This window comes from Streptomyces sp. NPDC051776 (assembly GCF_040681345.1).
GTDB lineage: Bacteria > Actinomycetota > Actinomycetes > Streptomycetales > Streptomycetaceae > Streptomyces.
In genome coordinates this window covers 1-4,206 of sequence record NZ_JBFAYQ010000121.1, presented here as the reverse complement: position 1 = coordinate 4,206, position 4,206 = coordinate 1, and the positions used below count along the sequence as shown (strand labels likewise).

Here is a 4,206-nt window from a genome sequence, read left to right as displayed (position 1 = left end):
GCTGCTCGCCGTCCAGTACGGCCCGGAGATCGGGCCGGGGGAGCGGCCCAACTAGCAATTCGGGTAAATAAGATTAAAAATTATATTCACTTCCAGTGTTTACCTCTTACCAGTCTGTAAAGTTTATATCCAACATAAGAAGAAAAAATATACATTTTTATCCGTTTAGTATGTCTTTTTTCTATTGAAATATAATCTTTAAATACTTTTTTTCTGATTGGATTTAATTCATTATACAATTTTTTCGAATCTGGAAAATAAGCTAATATTGACGTAACTATTTTACCAACTACTGCTCCCAATTCCCGAATTTTATACTGATCATAAAAATCTAATAAGTCATATGTTACAAAAATGGCGTCGTCCGAAAAGAATTTTTCCGGGTGATTACTCATAATAGACCCAGAGCGTTTCCTATATCTATACAATCTTAGGGAAATAACAACAATGTTTTTACTAAAGTAAAAAACTTTCGGCGTAAAATTGTTATCTTCAAATTTTTTTCCAACAGAAAATAGTAAATCGTGTTTTTCAATCACAGAGCGTTTTGTTACAAATGACCATGCAGTTGTTGGTATCTCATCTTTAGACAATGCAGTTAATATTTGCTCACTTGTACACAAATCTTTTTGACGATAAAAACTTCCATGCCCATAATTACTGTCCAAAGCATTTCCAAATTCATCAATTCTACTATAACCAAAGATAAGTGTATCCGGTTGACTGTATTTATAGCAACTAGTCAAAATTGTCTCCACAAAATTGATTTCTATTTCATCATCTGAATCCAAAAAAAAGATATATTCTCCAGTTGCATTAAGTATACCGGTATTCCTGGCTGAAGATAAACCCTGATTAACTTGTTGTAACAACTTAAACGAAAATTCTTGTTCACTGCCTGCCATTATTTCTTTCAAAATTTGCATGCTTTCATCAGTTGATCCGTCATCAATAAAAATAACCTCAAAATTCTTGTTCGTTTGTTTCACTAGAGAATTTACTAAACTACCAATATACTTCTCAACATTGTATATTGGAACAATAATAGATAAAAGAACATTTTTTTTCATTTGTATCTCCTCAAATATAATTACACTCCATATATTAGCCATTATATGACGTTAAGTCAAGTTTTTAGAGTAACAAACGTAGAATTTTAATCTATTTATTTTAAGCACTTACCTTTTCAAATTGATTAGGTGTAAGATACCCTAAACTTTGATGGATTCGTTTTGAATTATAAAAGGCTTCGATGTACCAGAAAATACTCTGATAGGCTTCTTCAAAGTTCTTATATTTAAATTGATACACCCACTCTCTTTTTAAATGTCCATGCCAAGATTCAAGACTGGCATTATGATAAGGGTATCCCCTTCGACTGAAAGAGTGAGTCATCCCATAATACTTAAGCAACTCTTCATACTCTAGACTCGTATACTGGCTTCCTTGGTCAGAATGAAGAATAACAGCTTCTGGATAGTCTTGTGATTTAATGGCCTTATTTAAAGTTCTTTGCACTAATTCTACAGTCATTCGCTTGCCCAAATCCCAAGCAATGACTTTTTTAGTATAACGATCCATAATGGTTGAGAGATAAGCCCATCCTTGTTGAGTAGGAATATAAGTAATGTCGGTTGACCAAACCTTATTTTTCTTTGTAGGTTCAGTCTGTATGAGATTTTTTCGATTGATGTGATCACTTAGTGAGTATCCAGGCTTAAATTTCTTAATGACTACAGACTTGAGTTGAAGTTGCTTCATTAGCTTCTGTACCAGTTTTAACCCGACTTTTTCCCCTTGTTTAAGTAGAAGATGATGAATTTTAGGAGCACCATAGATTCCTCGGTTAGCATTGAAGAGTTGAGAAATTTTGAGTGACAGGTATTGTCTCCTTAATTGAGTTTTAGATGGATGTCGGTTAATCCGTTCATAATAACTTGATTCAGGAACATCAAGGAGTTGACAGCTTAGTCTGACATTGAGTGCTAAAGTTTGTATGGTTTGAGCCATATCCGCAGCACTCACTTCTTTTTCTCGGCGAATATGGTCAATACTTTTTTTAAGATGTCTCGTTCTTCCTTAACTTTAGCCAGTTGTCTTTTTAATTCTAGAAAATCAGCTTTAGAGACGGAGCTTTCATTAGATTTAGAGTAGAGGTCTATCCATTTATAAATTGTTGCAGGGGCCACGTCGTATTCTTTAGACAGCTGGGTGACGGATTGACCAGAATGATAGAAGGCGATAAGGGTTTCTTTAAATTCTTTTGAGTAGCGTTTTTGCATGTTTTTGTCCTTTGTCTAAATTATACAATAGTGACTCTAAGATTTAAGGATAACATCATTAAATATGGTATAATTTAAGGTATATAATATGTATGTGGAGATACCATGAATCAAAAAAAGAGGCGTCATTATCGTAAGAAAAAACACACAGTACTAAAAGTTATTTCAATTATTTTTGTATTAGTAATTATCGCTGTTGCTTCTATAGCCTACGTAGCTTATAGAAATGTTGAATCAACCTTTTCAACATCATATGAAAATTTCCCTAAAACAACAAGTATCGACTTAAAAAAGTCTAAAACATTCACAACACTTATCATTGTAATTGGTAAAAATAATTCTAAAAATACAGCTTATGCTACTGTTTTAGCTTCAACGAATATAAAGACAAATCAAACTACTTTCATGAACTTCCCAGTTTTTGCGACAATGCCTAATCAAAAAACAATCACTGAAGTTTACAATACGAATGGAGATGATGGAATTTTCCAGATGGTTAAAGACCTATTGAATGTGTCCATTAACAAAGTAATTCAGATCGATGTTAATAAAATGGGATCACTTGTACAGGCCACTGGTGGAATCACCATGCAAAATCCAAAGGCATTCAATGCTGAAGGTTATGAGTTTAAACAAGGAACTGTTAATTTACAAACTGCTGATCAAGTCCAAGCCTATATGACACAAATTGACGATACTGATTTGGATGCTTCAATCACTCGGATTCAAAATGTCTCAATGGAACTCTACGGAAATATTCAAAAAATTGCTCATATGAAAAAACTTGAAAGTTTCAATTACTATCGAGAAATTCTCTATGCTTTTTCAAACACTGTTAAAACCAATATAAGTTTCAATGATGCTAAAACGATCGTTATGAGCTACAATAAGGCTCTAAAGAATACCAGCAAGCTCAATCTACATACAACAGATGAAAATGGAGCTAAGGTCGTTTCTCAAACAGAATTAGACTCAGTCAAAACCCTTTTTGATAAATCTCTAAAATAAAAGAACCAAGAGGTTCTTTTATTTTTATTTCATCACAATATAATCCGGTACGGCTCGATCATCTTGACTAGGAACAATCGTTTTACCATTGACAGATAGTTGACTTGAACCACCACTATCAAGTAATAACATATTTTGGAGCTTCAAATTTGACACTGATTTCATTATATTATCATAACCTGCATTTGTATCACTCAAAATAGCATAGAGATTATTATCTTTATCATTCGCAATAAAAATATGGATCTTCCAATCTACTGAGCCATCACTTGGTTGAATTTTACCATCACGGATAATTGCAGTACCAAAATCATAGGCTTGTTGCCCTCCGTTTTTAATAATAGTTGAAGCAGGTGTATTTGAATCATAAATTTTGCACGAACCATCTTTGTTAATAACAAAAGCATATTGAGTCGTTGTACCTGGGCTCCAGTCTTGAATCAACTTTCCATTATTAATTTGAAATCCAGCTACTTGTCCTGTCTGCATATCAAAAGCGGAAGCATTCATAATCAAAGTATTAGGATACTTAGCTATAACTTCTGACATTTTCATCCGTTGATCCGTACGATCGGTAACTGTTTTTAAGACTTCCGGATTGTTAATTCGATAAATAGTGATATTATTCGTAGATAAATCAGTAAATTTATCTAAATTTACCTTTGAGGGAACTTTAACCCATTCTGGTACTCCAGCGTCATCTACAAGTGCTATACTACCCACAGCAGCTTCTTCACCTTTTTGCTCCACGTAACCGTTAGAAACCGAAGTTTTGGTCGGTTGATCCGAACTATTTGTTTTCGTATGTTCAGTAGGAATAAGTGAATCTCTTAAGGCATAAGCCCCTGCCTGGCCAAGGAACTGCACACCCGTGGCGTCGACCTGCTCGACGTCTCCACCGGCGGCATAGCCCCGC

4 protein-coding genes are annotated in these 4,206 nt (G+C 34.2%); 1 reads left to right on the top strand and 3 read right to left on the bottom strand.

What is annotated here, in order from left to right; genetic code table 11:
- Positions 1 to 86: 86 nt before the first annotated feature.
- Both AB0M26_RS31375 and AB0M26_RS31370 read right to left on the bottom strand, forming a co-directional pair.
- Positions 87 to 1,112 (bottom strand): glycosyltransferase, encoded by a 1,026-nt coding sequence (locus AB0M26_RS31375; RefSeq protein WP_352177418.1) that lies wholly within the window; start codon positions 1,110 to 1,112, stop codon positions 87 to 89.
- Positions 1,113 to 1,170: 58 nt separating this feature from the next.
- Positions 1,171 to 2,282 (bottom strand): IS3-like element IS981 family transposase gene (locus AB0M26_RS31370; RefSeq protein WP_088792927.1). Its coding sequence is split into 2 segments (ribosomal slippage): positions 1,171 to 2,066 and positions 2,066 to 2,282, totalling 1,113 coding nucleotides; the frame shifts between segments, so codons are not numbered across the junction.
- Between the two features lie 105 nt (positions 2,283 to 2,387).
- Here AB0M26_RS31370 and AB0M26_RS31365 point away from each other — a divergent pair.
- Positions 2,388 to 3,290: an LCP family protein gene (locus AB0M26_RS31365; RefSeq protein WP_300884056.1), complete on the top strand. Its 903-nt coding sequence runs from the start codon at positions 2,388 to 2,390 to the stop codon at positions 3,288 to 3,290.
- A gap of 24 nt (positions 3,291 to 3,314) precedes the next feature.
- On the opposite strand, the gene AB0M26_RS31360 is transcribed toward AB0M26_RS31365, so the two are convergent.
- Positions 3,315 to 4,206, bottom strand: an 892-nt coding sequence (locus AB0M26_RS31360; RefSeq protein WP_365266325.1) for a phosphodiester glycosidase family protein, incomplete at its 5' end; no start/stop codon positions are given.

Bases quoted from the DNA above. Each gene is read 5' to 3' on its own strand.
- AB0M26_RS31365 (WP_300884056.1), top strand. From the start codon at position 2,388: ATGAATCAAAAAAAGAGGCGTCATTATCGTAAGAAAAAACACACAGTA.
- AB0M26_RS31375 (WP_352177418.1), bottom strand. From the start codon at position 1,112: ATGGCTAATATATGGAGTGTAATTATATTTGAGGAGATACAAATGAAA.